We start from the raw sequence: 19,418 nt of genomic DNA, 5'->3' as shown, positions 1-19,418 counted from the left end.
AAATTCATTGTGCGCTATAGCGCACAGAGTTAACATGAGTTATTATGCGTTAAAACGCACACCTTGTGAAGTAGGATGAGAAGGGCGTTTCTAATGGCAACAAAGCGATTTAAGAATAAATTGATAGCCTTAACAAAAGTATTTAGCTGGTAAAATGACGAATGATTTTGCTCATCGAAAGCGTTCTCTTTGGAGGTAATTCTTATGAAAAAAATTTTTTGGGAAAACCCGTACCAGCATTCTTTAGTAACCAAGGTAGCAGCAGTTGAACATGAGCGTATTTTATTAGATGAAACCATAGCATTTTCTTTTTCAGGTGGGCAAGAAAGTGATAAGGCTTGGATTCATGGTTATCCTGTTCTGACCTCTGAACGAGAGGGGAATTTGATTTATTATACTCTGCCCAGAGAGCATCAACTTGCTGTTGGTGATGAAGTAAGCATGGAGATTGACTGGCCACGACGATATCGATTGATGCGTTTGCATTTTGCCGCAGAATTAGTGCTTGAGTTGGTAACAAAAAAATTAGCCATGCAAAAAATTGGTGCCCACATTGCTGAATCAAAAGCACGCATAGACTTTATTTCTAACCAAAACATATCGTTTATTTTTCCTGAGCTCTTGGCTGATTATAATCAAATAATAAAAGATGATCGGCCTATCAAAACTGGATTTTCCGATGTGACAAATCAACGGCGTTATTGGGAAATAGAGGGGTTTTCTCGGGTTGCTTGTGGTGGGACTCATGTGAAATCTACAAAAGAAGTTGGGGCTATTAGTTTAAAAAGGGCTAATATTGGTGGTGGGAAAGAGCGTATTGAGATAAGGCTTATTGAACCTGATTTGGGTTTGGCTAAGCATAAATTTAATTCGTGTCGCGCAAACCCCTCCAATTAGCCATAAGTTTTTTCTTGTCCACTATTCAGTTTTCTATAAGTCAACTAGGTTCCTAAAACACAACTTCAATAGACGATACTTAACTCTGATTCCTCTTCAACCAATAGATGTTGTTCTTCCACACGCACTTCTTTCATATCGTTCACTCTAAAAAATATTGTATGGTCATGATGGCGTTTTACTGTCGAGCGGTGCGCGATGCTCTCAAAAGTTGTGTTCGGTAGAAGCTTTCTAAGACGGTCATAAACTAGTTTTTCTACGTCTTCGTCTAAGGATGCTGTAGATTCATCTAAGAATACCCAGTCAGGTTTCCTTAAGAATATACGGGCAAAGGCTATTCGTTGTTGCTCACCTAAGGATGCATTCTCAATTTTTTGGTCCAGTTTGTCTGTAAAGGCTCCCAGATTCACTGCATCCAAGGCGGAAAGGAGTTCTGTATCAGAATAGCTACACTGTACATCAGGATAGGAGAGGATGTTTCTTAGTGTATCAGAAGGAATGTAAGGTCTTTGCGGTAAAAAATAAAGTGCATCCAAACTCTTGGGAACAATAATTTCCCCTTCCCCTGCTAGCCAAGTACCTCCTATGGCTTTGTAAATGCTACTTTTTCCTGTTCCTGATGGTGACTGAAATATGGTATTAACTCCGGGAGTGAGTCTTAAATTAAGACCCTTTACGAGCAATTTATCTTCATTATGTAATTTAAGGTTTAAATTGTTTATTACTAAATCTTGCTCATGCTCACTTACAATGCGAATAATTTTCTGAGTTGAGGTATTATTTTTGTCCAAAATTTCTTGTAGGCCAAGAACGCGTCCCAGGCTCGTTTGAAATCTATTAATTTTTTCAAAGGACTCAATGAACCAGCTTAAAGAAGAGGTCATCATGGAAAAATAAAATCCTACTGTATAAAATGCCTCTAAACTGAGTAAGTCGTTAAAATATAAAGGTGCTGCGGCAAAAAATGGAACCAGCATTTGTAGGTTGCCATTAAATATATTAAATGTCGCTGTTCTATTTTGGATAGATAATCGTTGAGTGGTTTTAATGCTTAATTCATCCATCTGTTTCTCAAGACGATCTGCATGGTATTGTTCTCCACGTTCAATAGCTATTTCTTCCGCAAAATTACGAATGTTGAGCAGATTTGTTCTCAAATTAGATTGGCTAATAGTTTCTTCCGTGGTCAATTCGTGTAAGGGTTTATTTATAAAATAACCAACAAGCGATGTTCCAATCCCTACGGCTAAGGCTGTCCACACTAAAAAGCCAGGGATTACTATATTTAACCCTAACATAGTAAAAGAAAGGGTGCTGCCAGCTAAATACAACAAGGTGGTGTAAATAATGAGATTCGTAAAATTATTAATAAAACCTAAAGTTAGGTCAAGGAATGAATCAACAACGTGATGAATGTCTTCTTGAATACGTTGTTCGGGATTATCAATATTTTTATAAGATCTTGAAATCTCCAAGTAATTTGTTTTTCCCAATAGATATTGCTCGGTTGTTTTTTTATAGAGCCAGTTACGCCATGAAACAGATAACTTGTTTTTAAAATCATAAGCCAACCATTGAAAGCAAGCCATCCCGCCGGAAACGAAAAGGCTATAAGCTAAATTCGTTAATAAGAGAGCTGTATCTTTAGCCATAAGCGCGGCATAAATATTGGGAAAACACCACCATCCTAAACACAAGCTCAGTCCGGATATTGTTAAAATACTTAAAATCGAGCCGGCAAGTAATAGTCTTGCTCTCCATTTGTCATCTGATTCTAAAAAATATGCGAGTAAATACTGGGTTGCATTTTTAGTATATGATGGTTGGATGGGGGGATTATTCATAGCATCTTCTTGGATTAGTCGTGTGGGAGCTAATGTTTTAGCCTACCTGGTGCCATATTTTAATTAGTTTATATAAAAAAGATCAAGGTTAATAAAAATGTGATCAAATTGGCCTCATATTACATGAGGGTTTATCCAAAAACATATCAATAATATTAGCGTAACAAGTCTATTCTAGGCTTTCTTGAATTAGTCCAATTTCAAACACTGATTGTATTATTATTGAGCTAGACAAAATGAAGATCCTGTGACAGCATAGCTGCAAGTAATTGAAATTACATACTTTAAACTGCAGAGTTTTCCGCCATTTTGGACGCAATTGATTTCTAGGAGTCTTCCGTGCCATTTAATCAGTTAATTGATTGGTTGAGTAAAGAAAAAGAATTAGGGGTTATGCAACCCGAATGTGCTGTTTTAGCAACCTGTACTTCATCAGGAATACCCCATAGTCGGGTGGTGGCAATTCGCGAAATAAAAAAAGAGGGTATCTTATTTTTTACGCAAAAAGGGACACGCAAAGTTAGCGAGCTGTGTACTAATCCTGCCGCAACTCTGAATTTTTTATTCGCCATGCAGCAACGTCAGGTGAGTATTGAAGGAATTGCAAAGCCAATTTCTCCAGAAGAAAATGAGCATTATTGGATGACTTTACCTCGAGAGCGACAACTGCGTTTTTCAGCCTATGCTCCTACATCGGGTCAAGTGATTTCGTGCTTGCATCAATTAGATAAGCGAAAGCGAGAATTGGACAGCCAATTCGCTAATCAATCTATTCCGATGTGTGATGATTATATGGGATTTCGTTTTCAGCCTGAGACTTTTGTTTTTTATACAGTAGAGACAATTTCCTTTTCACAAGTGCTTCGTTACCGTAGGGAGGGGGATGGGTGGATTAACGAGTTACTATCACCTTAATTGGAAGTCTGGGGGCGTGCACTCGGGATCTGTTCCATGCAATTTGATTAGTTGCCGTTTAAGGAAAAGCTGGTTGCAAGCAACCAAGCTACAATTGCATTATGTTCTTATTATACGGCTACTAACATACGCTCTTCTTTATTCTCTTCTTCAATTGAAGAAACCTCATCACAAAACAGTTCAATGTTTTTCACTAAGTCAGTAAACCGTTCTGATACGGGATCATTTTGTGCCGAATAAATACCATAAGAAAATGCGCCAACACAAAGTGCTGGAATTCCGATACTTGCAAGAGCGATTACAAGGTAATCAGCGACATAACTTGCAGAAAGAACGCCAAAATACAGCGCACCGAATGATCCACCTATCGTTAAGGCGACACTCAGTAAAAGGATGTACATACATATCATAGAAAGCTTATGGTTTATGCTGGCTAAATTACTAGGAGTATGGATAGTAGTTGGGATGCATAAAATATTAGTTTGTAGCTCTCTGCATGCATCTAGAATGTCTTTTTCATATTTTTCTTTTGCTGAACTTGCTGAAACTATGGACATAAGACCCGTTGTATTATGGATAACTAAATTTAATTGTTGCTTGGTATAAGAATCATCAGTCATCGCAAGGATGTCTTGACATTGATTGATAATATTGGCACCTAGTTGTGAAATAGCTCTGCGATCTTGAATTCCTTTTTGACCTTGAGTTTTTAGGAACCAATATTTTGATAGTCGTACTTCTACACTTTGTGTCATGTTTTACTCCCTGTTTTGATAAAAATTCAACATACTAGCTGAACTAGTTTCTTCTCTCACAGAAGAGGATGTGATGGGAAACATCATATCCTTAATGGTTGATTTATTCTATACTCGGTGGTTGTCTGAAGTAGGGAAGATGTAAAGGATGAAGATCAAAAATTTAATGGTATTAGGAGTTTTGCTCTCAAATTCTGCACTTGCAGCTTCCATATCTATACCAAAGACCTGTCTCAGTGTTGATTCCATAAACGCTAATAATAAGCTTTTTCGCATTGAAAAGTGTTTTTTACTAAAGTGGTTTTCCTGAAATACGATTAATGACATAACGAATTGTCGATACCGTATAGCCTAGGGCGCGGTATTGGCGGAAGCCGAGCATTTCAGTAAAACATAACCACATTGACCTAAATATATCGCTCTTTTTTTGGTATTTATTAAAGCTAATTACATTGAGAAAAAGCACGCTTACAGTAGCATAGGTAATAAATCCCCATGCTAAAAGTAGTAACCACAGCAATGCGGGGAAGTTAATTTGCTCAAGGAAGATGGATATTATAAATAATATCAGGGTAAGAAATTCAATTACGGGCCCAAAAATATCAAATAAAATATAAAGCGGAAAAGTTAAAAGGCCAATAATTCCATACTTTGGATTGCAAAACATTTGTATATGTAAGGACGCACTGCGTAACATCCCGCGTTGCCATTTATCTCGTTGCTTCCAAAAGGCTTTCCATGTTCGTGGCATTTCAGTCCAACAAAAGGCGTCGGATGAGTATTTTACCATGTAGGGATAATTATTTTTCCGCATGTAATGGTGGATTTTAATGGTTATTTCTGCATCATAACTAAAATTTTGTGTGTCAAAACCATTTACCTCATGTAATAGTTGTGTTTCAAAAAAAGTAAATGCCCCTGGAAAACATAATGCGCCACCAAAGGTATTTAAACCCGAACGGCTGTAAAGAAAGGAGCGCATGTGTTCTAGTGCTTGCGATGCAGAAATAAAGGATTTAGGTAACTGGTGCGTTAGCATTTTTCCATGAGCAACTTTATTCTCATTTAAGCTATAAACGGTACCGCTGACTGCAACACAATGACGATGTGATAAAAAGGTATAAATTAATCGGGTTAATGCTTCGGGCTCCACAACGGTATCTGCATCTAAGGTCATCATAATGGGCGTTTGGCATGCATTTAAGCCCGCATTAATTGAATCTGCCCCACATCCCCAAGGGGAATGTTCTTTATCGATAACCAGCACATTTTTAAAACGTTCAGATTGATAATAATCTTTAATTTTTGCAGTCTCGATCAATTGTTTGCTGGTCACAGGTACTTTATAGAGTAATAGTTCTTTTTTTAATAGTTCTAGGGTTCTATCAGTTGAACCATCATTGACTATAATGAAGTTTACATTTTTATAGTTACTATTTAGTCCGCTGCAGAGCATATTTAAAATGCGATTTTCTTCATTAAAGGCAGGAGTAACAATAGTTATGGGCATTAATTCGAGATGGTCAATGAATTGTTCAATGCCGCCATGGGTTGCTTCTTTGAATTTTTTTATGATGTCAGGAGTACAACTAATTAAAAGCAAAAAGCACCAGAGATTGAGAAGAGCAAAATAGATGAGAATCGCGATGGTTAAAACAACAAGAATGTTTAAGAGCATATATGTTCCTGCATTATTAATACTTTCTGTGCTGTTTCATAAGCAAATCTATCTTTATCGGGGGATTGATTGTATAAAACGTCCATGCCTTTTTCGCCTTGTTCGATTAATGCGTTTGCGGCATTTAAGCGGACCCACCATTCGGGATCACACAATAATCTAGCTAGGAGCTGAATGCTTTTATCTCCAGGAATTGTACCTATTGCTTTTGCTATGATGGCTCGGACTTCCCAATGGATGTCTGTTACCAGGCCATAAATTAATTCTCTTTTTTCACTATCTCGGCAATGAATGAAGTAACGAATAATTGCTATCTTTAAATCTACTACTTCAATGTTAAAATCTTTTTTAGCGATAGGGGCTATTGTTTGTTGAGGAAACTCGCAAAGTAGCCGATAGCAAAAAGTTTTCACATAGGGATTTGGTTCTGTGTGTAATCTTTCGATGATAATTGGGGATAAATCCCGGAAGCCTCTGGTAATTATCTTTGCTAATAAAGATTGTTGTAAACGACGCCCTTGTGAAAAAGTAGTGATCATATTATTAATCTGTGTCGCATCGCCAAATCTTACGATGCTAAGACCTGCATTCATGGAAATAAGTAGAGTATTGTCATTGAGTAATCGAAATATTCTTTTTTGATCATCGGAATCCAGTCCATATAAATAGCACATTGCTGCTTGATTGCGTTTGAATCCACTGTAGGATGAGGACCATTTTACTGCTACAGGTTTTAATACCGAAGTGAATAATTGTTTTTTTAGCTGTTCAAAGTAATCATTAGGTTTTTCCCCTAGGCGTTTCATGATAATTAGCACATTAGGAACAGATTTTTTTAGTTTCTTAGCTTCTGTAATAGAAATGGGGTCTTTATTTGCCATACGAGACCGGAGTAATTCAAAAATCCATTTCAAATTGCGACTATTTTTTTTCTTATGCCAGCTAAAATAACATTTCGCAAAAAAAGTGAGTAAGACAAATAGCGTGATTAGGATTAACTCGATTATTGCTACAATTTTTACAATGTGTAGTATTGTTTCCATGAGCATTTTTTTCAGAACCTATATTTAAAGGCGACTGAGCCGTCATAAAGATTACGAACTAAATTCGTTGGATATTTCCATCGTTGATAGCCCGCTTGTAATTCAGTAATGACATGATGGTTAAAAATAGGAAAGCCATAACTTGCGTTGATGTAGTTATTTTGAATAACAATAAAATTAACCGTTAGTAAATCAGCAAGGTCAGGGCTTTTTCCGCTACCTACACCAACTCCAAAATAGTGATCCAGGTTGCCACCAAAGTATTTTCTGCCTTTTAATGTATACAAAATGGAGGTATTTTTATGGCCTTTGGGGACAAAATAATAAGGTCGAAAATTGAACCAATAACTTTGAGGGTAAAAGCTGATGGAGCTGGTGTAGGTTACAAAAAAGGTTTGAGCGATTTTGGCATATTTAGTACCGCCAGACAGCTCAAAAAATTTAGGGATGTTAACGTAAACCTCACCAGATGTGGCAACATCAGGAAATATAGCGGGTTTACTTGCAAAGGCTACACTTAAATCGGCATAAATATTTCTATTAAATCGCGGTGAAAAATCAAGCTCATATTGAGGCGTGCTTTGGTGTAGTCTTGATGCATAGTTGATCCTGGCAGTAGCTACCCCATAAATGGTATCTCGACTGTAATAGATGCTAGACCAATCCCAAACAGAATGCACGTCAGATACATAAGCATTATCAGTGGATATCCCTATTTCATTTAAACCATAGGCATAATGTGGGCTAATGCTATTAATATTTGTTAATAAGCCATCGATTTTTTTATCCTTAGGCGAAACTTTCTTCGCTTGTTGATAGGCTCGTGCAGCTAAAGAATATTGGCGAAGGGTTTCATGGATCATTCCCTCCTTGTTCAATAAATCAGCATTGGAGGGGTTGCTTTTTAGCCCACTTCTAATCACACTCAAAGCTTTCATATCATTTTGTTGATCAAGATAAAAATTAGCTAGTGCGATGCGATATTCACTATTATGAGGATATTGGGCGACTAGATTTTGTAGAATTATCTTCGCCTCATTATATTTCTTTTGGACAATATAACTTTTAGTTTGGACCAATTTGTCTACTTTTGGTGCTGAGCGTGTTGGATGGAATCTCTTTGTCTTTTGGGGCCTACTTAAACCTGCGAGTTGTTTTTTTAGCAGTAGCAGGGGCTGATCATTGCGTGGATTGGTTGCCATGCCTTGTTTAATTAAATCTTGAGCTTCTTTAAATTTCCTTTGTACTAAATTTAATTTAATCAAACCAACCCGTGCATCTAAATAGTCAGGCTTTTGGATTAAGACGGCCCTTAAGCGAACTCTTGCCTGAGGGTAATCTTTTAGTTGAAAGTAAATAAGCCCTAATAACAACTCACTATCTAAGTCTTTAGGGTTAATTTTTAAATTTTGTAATGCTTTAGCTTTAGCAAGACTTAGTTTGCCTTGTGCTCTTAATGCTTTTATCTCAGCGAGACTTGTTGCCTGTGTTTTTTTCACTGCTGTAACTTGTTTTGTTATTGCTACAGCGTATTTTGTCGCCTCTACTGGTTGCTTTTTTAATAGGTCTTTCGCCGATAAAATACTCACTTCTTGGATAATTGTTGCTTTTAGTTCAATGAGCTCTTGCTGTTTAGGATTTTGATATAGTCCAATCACAATTAAATTAGATGCCTCTTGAAATTTTTTGTGAAGAATTTTTATGCGTATTAAGGCAATTCGTGCATCCATATAAGTTGGTGTTTTCGCTAAGACGCGACTAAAGCAAGTGCTGGCCTCGTTTAAGTTTCTTTCTTGATAATAAATGAGTCCTAATACAAACAACATATCGCCATCGTTTGGATGTTGTTGCAGATAGGCTTTGGCTAATGTTTTTGCTTGGGCAAGTTTGCCTTCTTTTCGTAATCGTTGAACTTGTTGAAAAGAATAGGGTGATGCAGCTAATTGGTTTTTATTACTTAGATTCATTACATGATTTACTTGATTGCTTTTGATGGGGGGGGATGAGTTCGCTAGCGCATCAAAAAATACGAAACAGGATAGAATAATTATATGCTTTTGCATCTAGATGCACCCACTAAATATAGAGAAAAAGCAATAAACCGACATTGTGAACTCCTTTTAAAATGTCTAGAAAAATGAATTACATGTAAGGAATGCATTAGTGAGCTGATGGTCATCCGCCTGCAAATATAATCGTGTTGAAGAGTATCGTCAATAAGGTGTTTAACTTATTGTTTTTTTATATTAATTAGTTAAATTAATTTGAAATATAATGGATTAGGCTTACTAAAGTGGCTTTCCTGAGATACGATTAATTAGATAACGAAGTGTTGATACGGTACAGTTTATGGCACGAAATTGTCGAAAGCCTAGCATTTCGGTAAAGCATAACCACATAGATCTGAATACGTCACTTTTTTTTCGGTACTTGTTAAAACTAATTACATTAAGAAAAAGCACTGTTAAAGTCATATAAGTAATAAATCCCCATGCTAAAACCAGTAACCAGATTAACATGTACCAATTAACTTGCTGCATGTAAATGCATATTAAAAATAATAGCAGCGATGTAAATTCAATTACTGGGCCGAAAATATCAAATAGTATATAAAGCGGGAAAGTTAATAAGCCCACAATCCCATATCTTGGATTGAATAGCATTCCCAAATGTTTGTTTGCGCTTCGTAGCATTCCGCGTTGCCATTTATCTCGCTGTATCCAAAAGGCTTTCCATGTAGGGGGCATCTCAGTCCAGCAAAAAGCATCAGATGAATGTTTTACTAGATAAGGGTATTTATGCTTCCGCATGAAATGATGTATTTTGATGGTTATTTCTGCATCATAACTAAAATTTTGTGTGTCAAAGCCTTGAATCTGATGTAACAGTTCTGTTTCAAAAAGCGTAAACGCCCCAGGAAAGCATAATGCACCTCCAAACGTGTTTAAGCCTGAGCGGCTATAAAGAAAAGAGCGCATATGCTCTAGTGCTTGCGATGCGGAAATAAAGGGTTTGGGTAATTTGTGGGTTAGCATCTTACCATGAGCGACTCGATTACCATTTAAACAATAAACGGTACCACTCACAGCAACACAATGTCGATGTGATAAAAAGGTATAGATAAGTCGCGTTAATGCTTCGGGTTCGACAACGGTGTCAGCATCTATAGTTAGCATAATTGGGGTTTGGCAGGCATTTAAGCCGGCATTAATTGAATCTGCCCCACATCCCCAAGGGGAATGTTCCTTATCGATAACCATTAAATTTTTAAAGCGTTTTGATTGATAATAATGTTTTATTTTTGAGGTTTTTATCAATTTTTTGCTGGTCACAGGGATTTCATAGAGCAAAAATTCTTTTTTTAATAGCTCCAGTGTTCCATCGGTAGAGCCATCGTTAACTACAATAAAGTTGGTATTTTTATAATCGCTATTTAGTCCGCTGTATAGCATATTTAAAATGCGATGTTCTTCATTAAAGGCGGGAGTAACAACAGTAACAGGCATTAGATCGAGATGGTCAATGAATTGTTCGATACCACCGTAGGTTGCTTCTTTGAATTTTTTGATGATATCTGGAGCGCAGCTAATTAAAAGTATAAAACACCAGATATTTAAAAAGGCAAAATAAATGAGAATAGCAAATGTTAAAATAGTAATGATATCAAGCATCATATATATTCCCTTATAATTAATGCCTTGAACGCTCTTTCATAAGCAAATTTATCCTTATTTAGCAAAATAAATAAACGATACTTGTTTATTCTATATATTCACAATAGCTAATAACTCCTATAAAAACATTAAATGTTTACTATCTTTCTTCATTTTTCCAAAAATACTTGAGTTCTCGTGAACAAATTTTCTTTAGATGGTGCTCATAGAAAAGTTTGTTCACGAGGCCTAGGGCTTACGTTTGAAAGTAATGTAGTATGGTAAGGTTGATAAATAAGGTTTTTTTACCTGTTAATCGATACGTTTATTTTGACAAGGAGAGCAAGAATACATGAAAGGATATAACTTAGTACGTGGCATTATGGGGAGCTCGGGATTGCTCTTTATGTTTATGTCAAATTACGCAGGTGCTGCTGCGACTCAATCTCCTGCTCATCAGGAGAGGGCATCCCAATCTTCATCTCGCCCAAGTATAAAAGAACTTCAATCCTGGCGTTCATCTATTTTGCGTGTATCCCGACCCAAAAATGGATGCTTTTCTGCCAAATATCCTAAAGCTGAATGGAGTGAGGTTCCTTGTACCAGGGCCCCCATATGGCCTTATCTTCCCACTCGTGGCGCACGTCATGGGTTTGTAATTGGTAACGGTAATGACGTTACAGCTCAGGCTGCTAGCGGTAATATAAGTGAAGCTATTGGATCCTTTGATAGTGTTAGTGGTGTGGTAAATGAATACGGAATCAATCCATACAATAATGTGTTTTCACAGAATATTTTTTCTCTTCAATTAAATTCAAATTTTTTTCTGAATACTCCCGCTTGTAATGGAGTTTTTGGTTGTGAGGGTTGGGCTCAATTTGTCTACTCCAATGCTAGCGGAGCAGCCTTTATTCAGTACTGGCTCATTAATTACGGGCCGACATGTCCGGCATCAGGTGGTCCAGCAGGTACTGGATGGATATCTTATAGTAACCATTGCTATGGCAATAGCAATGCGGTTACTGTTACTGGCAGTCCTCCTTTAATCATCTCTAAACTTAGCCAGATGGTAGTTGCTGGTCAAGCTGCTGCAGGGGGCAATGATACCCTTACGATGACGGTGGGCGGAACAGCCTATTCTACAAGTGATCATGACAGTGTGGTTAGTCTTGCTAATTATTGGCAAACAGCAGAATTCAATGTCTTTGGTGACGGTAATGGATCCGCGGCTACTTTTAACCACAACTCATCTAATGTCGCGGCGCTTAAAGTGAGAACAGCAGTTGATGCGGGTAGCTCTGCGGCGCCAAGTTGTCTGGCGACAGGGTATACGGCTGAAACTAATAACCTCAATTTTGGGATATTTACAGCAAGCCCAGCAGGAGCAAATCCCGCGGCAATTGTGTTCACGGAAAGTAGCAATAATACAGGGAGCTCTGCTTGTCAAACTGCGTCGAGTACCGGGGATACACACATCACGAATTTTTCTGGTTTAGAATATGACTTTCAGGCAACCGGCGATTTTGTGTTAGTGGAGGCTGGTCCTGACTTCATCGTGCAGACTCGTCAAGCGGCTCCTGTGATTGATCCTCGCTGGAAGGATACGTCCATTAACAAAGCGGTTGCTGTCAAAATGGGGCAAACCCGAGTGGCTATTTATGTCGGACCAACAAGGCTAGTCATTAATGATAAACCCTATAAGATGAGCAAGGGACAAAGACACATAGAAGTTAACGGAGTTCAAATTGCTCGTAGGGACAACGAGTATGTGATTGTCGGACCCAAAGGGGATAGTGTGCGCGCAATACTCTATGATAATGGTATGAACACTTGGATGAATGTTACTGTGAGTCTTAGTAGTTCTATGGGCAAAACTCGTGGTCTCCTTGGTAATTTAGAAGGCAATATTCATGAGTTAGTCACATCGCAGGGGATGGTTTTGAACTGGCCTGTTTCTTTCCAAGATCTTTATAATATTTATGGGGAAAGCTGGCGGGTTCAGCCGGATCAAATGTTACTTGAAACGGATTCCATGGTGAGGCCTGGAGCGCCTGAGAAGCCATTTTATATGAGCGATCTGTATCCTAAAGAAGCGGCTCAGGCTATTGATGTTTGTAAAGCATCCGGGATTACAGAACCTGCATTATTGGAGTCTTGTGCACTTGATACAGCTGTTTTGGGTTATAGTGAGGTATCAGTTAAAACTTATCTCCATGCTAATGCTCCACGTGAGGTAATGCCTCGTCCTCTTGTTGAGTCTAAAAAGCGCAGTTAATTTTAGCCTGCTTTTGCAGCAACCCAGGATTTCGTGCAGAGAGCTCCTGGGTTGCTTTGTCATTTTAAATTTAATTTGCTCATGTGGTAGCATAGCTATTCACGTGAACCTTTGCCCTCACGGAAAAAGAAAACCTAGTCACAAAGCCGCCAGGGTAGAAGGTTTTTATTTTGGTGCCTGGCCACCGGTATGGGGGGTATATCCATATTTTCTCATCAGTTGTTCAGCTTTTAAATCAATAACCGCTAATAAGCCAAACACGCCAGTGCTTTGTAATGCGCCATTGCCTGAATCGAAAACTGGTACAGCACCTGCAAGGCTTTGCCAAGTAGTTGCGGTTGCAGCAGTGGCCGTGCTCGGGTTGCCATCACCAGTCATAATGACTGCCATATTTTCATAGCTTGTTGTGCAGATACTCACGCCGCAAACAACAGAGCCTGGTGTTGGTGCATTTAAGGTAGTGGTTGTTGGTGAGGTGTCAGGGGCTGTAATCACAGCGGAATCATATATTGCTGTAGAAATACCGCTTACAGTTCCTATTGTAGGGGTTACTTTTATAGAGACAGGAGCGCCTACACAATGGGAGCTACTATGAGTACCAGAGGAATACCATGGAACTACTACATATCCATTGTAATTAATTTTAGTAGTGCTACATATCCCTGTGGTATCTGATAGTGAAACCTGAAATGCGGATTGAGATGCTCCAGGAGAATTAGTATTACTGTCTACGTTACCCATGTTGTTAATGAGCATCACTTGGCCACTGATTGCATTACCCGCAGCAAAAGTAGTAGAAGAGAATAAAGCTACAGCAAGTATCGATTTTAAGAAGGTTTTTGTTGTTTTCATATCTGATATCATCTTTATAATTTATTAATTGAATGAAACCTAATTGAATAGTGGATTACACTGCAGCCCACACTTGTCCAGTCTAGCATTGGATGTTTAACTTAACAGTATTTTTTAAATTTATTTATTATTTATGAAGTTACGTAATGTGCATCATCTTGAAGGGGTGTAACGGAAGGAATACTCTTAAGGTTTGCTTTAAGCAAAAAGTATACATGAGTAACAGAAAATTTTATCTATCTACCATTGATTATATAAAGATTGAGCAGTATAAAGCTGCAGATGGTTACAGGAGTAAATAATGCCCAAAACTGCACAAACCCATGAGTTTAAAAACCTCTCAGAAGGCAAGGGGGGAGATGCATTAACTAATCAATCTTTGGATGCTCTTTTAATAGAGCTTAATCAATTGCGCCATGAGAAAATACATTATCAAAATCAGTTAGCAATTTACGAAAAACTTCACGATAAAGATAGGAAAGAGTTAAAAAATGCACTCCTGGAACGCATGCAAGCACAAACAGTTTTACGCGAAAATAAGTCCTGGTTAAATGGGCAAAAAGAGGCGTTTCAGGCCGCGATGAGTGGCTTACCGTTGACAATATCACTTAAGGCTTTGGTTGACACTATAGTCGTTCAGACTAATGGCAAAGCACGAGCTGCTTTTTATCGAATGTCATCAGCCGGTACCGGGTTGTATCATATCGTGGGTATGTCAGAGGAGTATGCAAAGGACATAAATGGATTTAAAGTAGGCCCCGATTCGCTGGCATGTGGTCTGGCGATGTATAAAGGAGAGCCCATTATTACTCCTGATGTTGAAGAGGATCCATCATGGGGCCCATTGAGAGATTTAGCTCGCAAGCATGACTGTCGTGCATGCTGGTCATTTCCTATACGAACTAAGGACGGGCCAATAGTTGGAACCCTAGGTATTTATTTCCGTGAGCCATGTACACCTTCGGCCCAAGAATTAGAGTTAGCAGGTATTCTTGCGCATGCGGCGGCAATCATTATTTCTCGTGAACAGGAATTAGTGGAGCGAACACAAGCAGAGGAAGCGTTGCGTGAAAGCGAACAGAAGTTGAAGATGTTATTGCGTTTGCGAGATGAGTTTATTGGTAATGCAAGCCATGAACTAAATACCCCGCTTACTAGTATGATGATTTATGCACAAATACTCGAACGGCAATTCGAAGGAACGGTTAATCCCCACCACACGGAAATGGTAATAAAATTAAGGGAGCAGGTGGAGAGGTTGCATGGACTTATCCGAGATATGCTGGATACCACACGTTTGGCAGAAGGAAAATTGCAGTTAAATATTACATGCTTTAATTTGCATAATTTAATACGAGAAAAAGCAGAAAATCTTCAATTGAATACTAAAAAGCACCGATTGGAGCTGCAGCTTAAGTCGGTCGAGCAAATTGTAGCGGACGAAGAGCGTATTGGGCAGGTACTTATTAATCTTATTTCTAATGCCATAAAATATTCTCCTCTAGGTGGAAAAATTCTAATTTCTAGTGAAACAATGGATGACTTTGTAAAAGTAAGTGTTATGGATAGTGGTATTGGTATTCCCAAAGAAGATTTTGAAAAGATCTTCGAACGCTTTTATCGAGTATATTCCAATGAAGCAAAAACCTTTCCAGGTATGGGAATCGGTCTTGCGATTTGTAAAGATATTATTGATATGCATAGCGGTAGGCTAGAGGTTGAAAGCCAGGAGCTAGTTGGTTCTACGCTTAGTTTTATTATTCCTATTAAATTTCGCGAAGAGAACCAATGAAAACAATATTATTAGTTGAGGATGATCCTTCTATACAAGATGCAATGCAATTAATATTTCAAGAACTGGAATACAAGCTGCTTCTTTGCACTAAAGCTGAAGACGTTCTCGCGGAAAATATGCCAGTACCAGATGTTTATTTGATTGATAAACAATTATCAGGATTTGATGGTATTGAACTGTGTCGTATCCTTAAAAGGAATGAACGAACCAAGGCGGTGCCAGTTATTATCCTTTCCGCCTCTCCTAATATTAAAGAACTGGCGTTAGAGATTGGTGCTAATTATGTTTTGCAAAAACCTTTTAAAATTCAACTGCTAAAGGAAAAGATTAGTTTGATATAGGATTTTTGAATTACCGCGGATTGACCGCGGTAATTCGGGTTTATGTGATTTTTTGTGCGAGCAAAATACCGAATATACCTGATATCTGTCTTCCTAATGTATCCTGCTTATGCAGGTGACCTATCGACTCTTTGTATTCGAGTATTGACCAGCCGCTGTTTTGATAGAGATGGTACAGTTCTTCTTTTGCAGGAAGAAAGGTGAAAAAATCAGGTAGTGGATAGAGGTCTGATTGAATAGGGAAGACTAAAAAGTGATATCCATTCTTATTGGTTATTTTCTGAAGTTCTGTGAGCAGGATGGGGATACGTTGAGGGTTTAAAAATTGCAAGGTAACCGTGGAGAGTACTAAATCATAATGCTCTGTTTCCAGGCCCAAAGGTTGATTTAAATCATGCACTTGAGTAAGCACGTCGGCGAGGGCCTCTTTTTGAGCGATATTTTGAATTGCCTCTATTGCGGTTTGGTTGTGATCTACTCCCTTCACATGATGTCCCATTTGTGCCAAATACAATAAATTTCTGCCGGAACCACAACCTACATCAAGGATGGATGCCATGTGTAAGTGCTGCAAATAAGTCTGATAAATGTACATTAAGTCACTATGTACAGCGGCCAATCCGTATTTTTTATTAAAGTAACGTTGAGGCATGCAATAAAACTCAAGAGTTGCCTTAAACGATTCACTGGCAGGAATGATTTTGTGCCAGGCAGCGGGGGGGATTAGTACCTCGGGTTGTTCTTGGTTGACTGTAATCCGGGACAATTCTTGCCCCTGTCCATTTAAGAATACAAAATCAATTGCTCCTTCTTGTAGGGCGAGCTTTGCCCAGGTACCTTCTTTAGTGCTGTGTTTTTCTAGGAAAAATTTTAGTTTTCCATGACTGTCAATATCCGTTTTTTTATAGCAGAGTAGCTCATTGTAGTTTGATGTCATGATATCTCCTTATATTCAGCAAATTATACTTCAAGTGGAACAAGCTTGCTTTTATTGAGAAGTGATTATTACTACGTTCCTTTTTTGCAAACCCTAAGGAATGATTTATGTTTCACCAATGCAAAAAGAAATACCTGATTATCGATTTGGAATGATTTTTGATTTTTCGGCTATTTTTTAGAGCGTCATGATGATACTGCGTTAATGAGTTTTCTAAAAGGAAAAGCCACCGATGAGCGTTTCAATAAGGTCACGCCATGTGCTAAGAAAGTTGTGGGGACAAGCAAGCTACTCCGAATAGATAGAATGAAGGCTAAACTTATTAATAGGATAGTTAAGTACAGGATTACTCATGCATACTTCATTTACACTACATCCTATTGCTCCGTTTCGGCTGGATTATACGGCCATAGCATTACGTAGACGAAGTAAAAATCTTGTTGATAAATGGGATGGCCACTATTACACCCGCGTATTAAACCTTGAAAATCAGCTCATTAAAATACGTATTGAACAAGTAAACAATCTCAATAATCCAGAACTTCGTGTCTCGTTAGACCAAGCAATTCCTCATTTATTACAGGAAAAAATAATCCATCTTATCGAATTGATGTTAGGACTAAAACGAGATGTAGCTGCCTTTTATAAAATGGCCAAGCAGGAGGTCCCATTGAGTGCTCTTGTATCTCAATTTATGGGGCTCAAACCCCCTCGTTTTCCTTCTCTTTTTGAAGCATTGATGAATGCAATTTCCTGTCAGCAAATATCTCTGGATGCAGGATTACAGATTCAAAATCGATTAATTCAGCATATTAATATGAGAGTGTATGGGAATAACGAAGAGGTTTATGCATTCCCAATGGCTGAGGATGTTAGTGCGTGCACTCTTGCTGAGTTAAAAACGATTGGTTATAGCACCCATAAAAGTGAAACCATTATTCGCCTAACATCTGGGCTAAAAGAAGCTCCTGATGTTTTTGCTCGTTTGGAGGATAAGCCAAAGGATGAGGTAATCCAATTTCTTTGTCAATTTAAGGGAATAGGGCGTTGGACTGCGGAATATGCTTTGTTGCGCGGACTAGGACGGATTGAGGTTTTCCCCGTAGATGACATTGGTGCTCAAAATAATCTACGCAATTTGCTTCGTCTTGAAGATAAGCTAGATCATAAACAAACGGCAACAATTACTGCATCGTGGCATCCTTATGCAGGATTTGTCTATTTCCATTTATTATTGCAAAAACTCTTTGACAAAGGAGTGATTTAAAATGGCAACGATTGAAATTAAAAGGATTTATGAAGCTCCTGAAAAAACAGATGGGTTTAGAATATTAATCGACAGACTATGGCCACGTGGTATTAAAAAAGCGGAGGCTTCGATTGATTTATGGCTCAAAGAAATCGCACCGAGTGATGCCTTACGTAAGTGGTTTAATCATGATGCAGAAAAATGGTCAGAATTTCAAAAATGCTATGCAAAGGAATTAGAGGATAAACAGGATTTAATTGATTTAATTAAAGAAAAGGCCAAACATAAAAAAGTGACTTTGTTGTTTGGCTCTAAAGAAATGGAGCATAATAATGCGCTGGCGTTACTTAATATAATTCATGCTCATGAGAGGTAGCGTCAATTTAACTTTGAGCTAGACTGTAATTTATTTACAGGAAGAACGCGATGCTAGAAAGGAAACCGAAAAGATACCGCTATTCATTAGAGTTAATCAGCATTGTGGTATGGAGTTACCATCGATTCAATGACAGCTACCGGGATGTATCGGAGCGCTTGCTTTATCGTGGTATCGATGTCAGCTATGAAACGATACGTCAATGGTGTATTAAATTTGGGCCTCACTTTAAGAGCGTCATTAAGAAGCGAGCACCAAGAGCATCGGATAAATGGCACTTGGATGAGCAGCAACTACGCATTCGTGGAGCTATATATTATTTATGGCGCGCTGTGGATGAAGGGTTATGAGCTGGATGTGTTTCTGCAAAAGCGACGTAATAAAAAGGCGGCTATTCGTTTCCTGTCTCGTCTACTGAACGCCTACCCCAAGGCCCGGGTGATTGTAACGGACAAGCTCAGGAGCTACACGAAACCCATTCGCCAGATGGGTAAAGGAGTGGAGCATCGTTCGCATAAAGGGCTCAATAATCGGGTAGAAAATGCCCACCAGCCCACGCGAAGAAAAGAAAAATGCCTCATTCGATTTAACTCACCTGCTGGGGCACAGGCCGTCATCGCACTCATGGGGAAAGTGCGTAATCTTTTTGCTGTCGCCGTGGGGCGCTATACCAACTCCGCCCATCAACGAAGAAGCCAATTTCAAAAAGCTAAAGAAATTTGGCAAGACACTGCTTCTGAGATTCTTTGCGCCTAATATTCGATACGCTCTCTTTTCTTGCGATTTAAAAAGTTAAATTGACGCTGCA

17 protein-coding genes are annotated in these 19,418 nt (G+C 38.4%); 9 read left to right on the top strand and 8 right to left on the bottom strand.

The annotated features are described in order from the left end of the window. Window positions 1-204: 204 nt before the first annotated feature. Window positions 205-897: an alanyl-tRNA editing protein gene (locus E1P08_RS10850; RefSeq protein ID WP_133137050.1), complete on the top strand. Its 693-nt coding sequence runs from the start codon at window positions 205-207 to the stop codon at window positions 895-897. Window positions 898-962: 65 nt separating this feature from the next. Here the strand turns inward: E1P08_RS10850 and E1P08_RS10845 are convergent, their stop codons facing one another. Next, complete coding sequence (locus tag E1P08_RS10845) at window positions 963-2,741, bottom strand: ABC transporter ATP-binding protein/permease (protein WP_133137049.1); 1,779 nt, start codon at window positions 2,739-2,741, stop codon at window positions 963-965. Window positions 2,742-3,080: 339 nt separating this feature from the next. Between E1P08_RS10845 and E1P08_RS10840 the strand changes: the two genes are divergently transcribed. Next, the gene (locus E1P08_RS10840) at window positions 3,081-3,656 is read left to right on the top strand and encodes a pyridoxine/pyridoxamine 5'-phosphate oxidase (RefSeq protein ID WP_133137048.1); all 576 of its coding nucleotides are present in this window, start codon (window positions 3,081-3,083) and stop codon (window positions 3,654-3,656) included. A 110-nt stretch (window positions 3,657-3,766) separates the two neighbouring features. Here E1P08_RS10840 and E1P08_RS10835 read toward each other — a convergent pair whose 3' ends face one another. From E1P08_RS10835 to E1P08_RS10815, 5 genes are all read right to left on the bottom strand, one after another. Next, window positions 3,767-4,411 carry a hypothetical protein gene (locus E1P08_RS10835; protein WP_133137047.1) on the bottom strand — a complete coding sequence of 215 codons (645 nt, stop codon included), beginning with the start codon at window positions 4,409-4,411 and terminating at the stop codon, window positions 3,767-3,769. Window positions 4,412-4,703: 292 nt separating this feature from the next. Then, on the bottom strand, window positions 4,704-6,089 hold the full coding sequence (locus tag E1P08_RS10830) for a glycosyltransferase family 2 protein (RefSeq protein ID WP_133137046.1): 1,386 nt from the start codon (window positions 6,087-6,089) through the stop codon (window positions 4,704-4,706). Next, window positions 6,080-6,970, bottom strand: a complete 891-nt coding sequence (locus tag E1P08_RS10825; protein WP_165485157.1) for a HEAT repeat domain-containing protein — start codon at window positions 6,968-6,970, stop codon at window positions 6,080-6,082. The genes E1P08_RS10830 and E1P08_RS10825 overlap by 10 nt, the downstream gene beginning before the upstream one ends. A gap of 173 nt (window positions 6,971-7,143) precedes the next feature. Continuing rightward, window positions 7,144-9,195 carry a tetratricopeptide repeat protein gene (locus tag E1P08_RS10820; RefSeq protein ID WP_133137044.1) on the bottom strand — a complete coding sequence of 684 codons (2,052 nt, stop codon included), beginning with the start codon at window positions 9,193-9,195 and terminating at the stop codon, window positions 7,144-7,146. A gap of 225 nt (window positions 9,196-9,420) precedes the next feature. Then, window positions 9,421-10,806 carry a glycosyltransferase family 2 protein gene (locus E1P08_RS10815; RefSeq protein WP_133137043.1) on the bottom strand — a complete coding sequence of 462 codons (1,386 nt, stop codon included), beginning with the start codon at window positions 10,804-10,806 and terminating at the stop codon, window positions 9,421-9,423. Between the two features lie 331 nt (window positions 10,807-11,137). Between E1P08_RS10815 and E1P08_RS10810 the strand changes: the two genes are divergently transcribed. Beyond that, window positions 11,138-13,060 (top strand): VWD domain-containing protein, encoded by a 1,923-nt coding sequence (locus tag E1P08_RS10810; RefSeq protein ID WP_133137042.1) that lies wholly within the window; start codon window positions 11,138-11,140, stop codon window positions 13,058-13,060. Window positions 13,061-13,225: 165 nt separating this feature from the next. Here the strand turns inward: E1P08_RS10810 and E1P08_RS10805 are convergent, their stop codons facing one another. Further along, entirely contained in the window at window positions 13,226-13,912 is a 687-nt protein-coding gene (locus E1P08_RS10805) for a hypothetical protein (RefSeq protein ID WP_133137041.1), read from the bottom strand. 301 nt (window positions 13,913-14,213) lie between these two features. Between E1P08_RS10805 and E1P08_RS10800 the strand changes: the two genes are divergently transcribed. Together E1P08_RS10800 and E1P08_RS10795 are read left to right on the top strand one after the other, a co-directional pair. Continuing rightward, on the top strand, window positions 14,214-15,704 hold the full coding sequence (locus tag E1P08_RS10800) for a GAF domain-containing sensor histidine kinase (protein ID WP_133137040.1): 1,491 nt from the start codon (window positions 14,214-14,216) through the stop codon (window positions 15,702-15,704). Continuing rightward, window positions 15,701-16,048, top strand: coding sequence for a response regulator (locus E1P08_RS10795; protein WP_133137039.1), 348 nt, complete (start codon window positions 15,701-15,703; stop codon window positions 16,046-16,048). The genes E1P08_RS10800 and E1P08_RS10795 overlap by 4 nt, the downstream gene beginning before the upstream one ends. 40 nt (window positions 16,049-16,088) lie before the next feature. Here the strand turns inward: E1P08_RS10795 and tehB are convergent, their stop codons facing one another. Beyond that, window positions 16,089-16,985, bottom strand: coding sequence for an SAM-dependent methyltransferase TehB (tehB, locus tag E1P08_RS10790; RefSeq protein WP_133137038.1), 897 nt, complete (start codon window positions 16,983-16,985; stop codon window positions 16,089-16,091). A 352-nt stretch (window positions 16,986-17,337) separates the two neighbouring features. On the opposite strand from tehB, the gene E1P08_RS10785 reads away from it, so the two are divergent. Genes E1P08_RS10785 through E1P08_RS10775 form a run of 4 tightly spaced genes read left to right on the top strand, consistent with a single transcriptional unit; the run spans window position 17,338 to window position 19,366 of the window. Beyond that, a complete protein-coding gene (locus tag E1P08_RS10785; RefSeq protein WP_133137037.1) occupies window positions 17,338-18,252 on the top strand; it encodes a DNA-3-methyladenine glycosylase family protein in 915 nt (304 codons plus the stop codon). A 1-nt stretch (window position 18,253) separates the two neighbouring features. After that, window positions 18,254-18,610: a DUF488 domain-containing protein gene (locus E1P08_RS10780; RefSeq protein WP_133137036.1), complete on the top strand. Its 357-nt coding sequence runs from the start codon at window positions 18,254-18,256 to the stop codon at window positions 18,608-18,610. Between the two features lie 50 nt (window positions 18,611-18,660). Further along, window positions 18,661-18,960, top strand: a complete 300-nt coding sequence (locus tag E1P08_RS17345) for an IS6 family transposase (RefSeq protein WP_207387363.1) — start codon at window positions 18,661-18,663, stop codon at window positions 18,958-18,960. Further along, a complete protein-coding gene (locus E1P08_RS10775) occupies window positions 18,893-19,366 on the top strand; it encodes a DDE-type integrase/transposase/recombinase (protein WP_207387362.1) in 474 nt (157 codons plus the stop codon). The genes E1P08_RS17345 and E1P08_RS10775 overlap by 68 nt, the downstream gene beginning before the upstream one ends. The last annotated feature ends 52 nt before the right edge of the window (window positions 19,367-19,418 follow it).

It is taken from the genome of Legionella rowbothamii (assembly GCF_900639985.1).
GTDB classification, from domain to species: domain Bacteria; phylum Pseudomonadota; class Gammaproteobacteria; order Legionellales; family Legionellaceae; genus Legionella; species Legionella rowbothamii.
The sequence above is the reverse complement of the archived record's forward strand: the minus strand, read 5'-3'. Positions and strand labels throughout refer to the sequence as shown.

Coding starts and splice junctions, on each gene's coding strand:
- E1P08_RS10835 (WP_133137047.1), bottom strand. CDS start 4,411: ATGACACAAAGTGTAGAAGTACGACTATCAAAATATTGGTTCCTAAAA.
- E1P08_RS10785 (WP_133137037.1), top strand. CDS start 17,338: ATGCATACTTCATTTACACTACATCCTATTGCTCCGTTTCGGCTGGAT.
- tehB (WP_133137038.1), bottom strand. CDS start 16,985: ATGACATCAAACTACAATGAGCTACTCTGCTATAAAAAAACGGATATT.
- E1P08_RS10850 (WP_133137050.1), top strand. CDS start 205: ATGAAAAAAATTTTTTGGGAAAACCCGTACCAGCATTCTTTAGTAACC.
- E1P08_RS10780 (WP_133137036.1), top strand. CDS start 18,254: ATGGCAACGATTGAAATTAAAAGGATTTATGAAGCTCCTGAAAAAACA.
- E1P08_RS10815 (WP_133137043.1), bottom strand. CDS start 10,806: ATGATGCTTGATATCATTACTATTTTAACATTTGCTATTCTCATTTAT.
- E1P08_RS10795 (WP_133137039.1), top strand. CDS start 15,701: ATGAAAACAATATTATTAGTTGAGGATGATCCTTCTATACAAGATGCA.
- E1P08_RS10810 (WP_133137042.1), top strand. CDS start 11,138: ATGAAAGGATATAACTTAGTACGTGGCATTATGGGGAGCTCGGGATTG.
- E1P08_RS10800 (WP_133137040.1), top strand. CDS start 14,214: ATGCCCAAAACTGCACAAACCCATGAGTTTAAAAACCTCTCAGAAGGC.
- E1P08_RS10805 (WP_133137041.1), bottom strand. CDS start 13,912: ATGAAAACAACAAAAACCTTCTTAAAATCGATACTTGCTGTAGCTTTA.
- E1P08_RS10845 (WP_133137049.1), bottom strand. CDS start 2,741: ATGAATAATCCCCCCATCCAACCATCATATACTAAAAATGCAACCCAG.
- E1P08_RS17345 (WP_207387363.1), top strand. CDS start 18,661: ATGCTAGAAAGGAAACCGAAAAGATACCGCTATTCATTAGAGTTAATC.
- E1P08_RS10825 (WP_165485157.1), bottom strand. CDS start 6,970: ATGGCAAATAAAGACCCCATTTCTATTACAGAAGCTAAGAAACTAAAA.
- E1P08_RS10820 (WP_133137044.1), bottom strand. CDS start 9,195: ATGCAAAAGCATATAATTATTCTATCCTGTTTCGTATTTTTTGATGCG.
- E1P08_RS10830 (WP_133137046.1), bottom strand. CDS start 6,089: ATGCTCTTAAACATTCTTGTTGTTTTAACCATCGCGATTCTCATCTAT.
- E1P08_RS10775 (WP_207387362.1), top strand. CDS start 18,893: ATGAGCAGCAACTACGCATTCGTGGAGCTATATATTATTTATGGCGCG.